This is a genomic window from Bacillus sp. SIMBA_074 (genome assembly GCF_046534555.1).
Classification (GTDB): Bacteria; Bacillota; Bacilli; order Bacillales; family Bacillaceae_G; genus Bacillus_A; species Bacillus_A mycoides.
In genome coordinates this window covers 1-289 of the sequence record NZ_JAWRYM010000347.1, presented here as the reverse complement: position 1 = coordinate 289, position 289 = coordinate 1, and the positions used below count along the sequence as shown (strand labels likewise).

Genomic DNA, 289 nt, shown 5'->3' with positions numbered 1-289 from the left:
GCGCATTTTGCTGTGCTTGAGCAGCTTGCTCATACAGCTTCACAGAAATTTGTTGAATAATCTCGGACAATGCGTCTTTCGTAGACTTGATTTCCTCGAGATTGCCGCCTTCCAGCGCCTTTTTCACTTTGTCTTTTGCTTCATTCGCACGATCGATCTCTGCTTGATCGATTTTACCTTCCACTTCTTTCAGTGTTTTCTCAGTAGTGAACACGAGTTGGTCAGCTTCGTTGCGAATTTCTACTTGCTCTTTGCGCTGTTTGTCAGCTTCAGCATTCAGCTCTGCTTC

The 289-nt window shown here is 45.0% G+C and carries 1 protein-coding gene; it reads right to left on the bottom strand.

The window, feature by feature from the left end; all coding sequences use genetic code 11:
* On the bottom strand, positions 1-289 hold a 289-nt coding region (locus SB773_RS31105; protein ID WP_410594118.1), incomplete at both ends, for an Hsp70 family protein.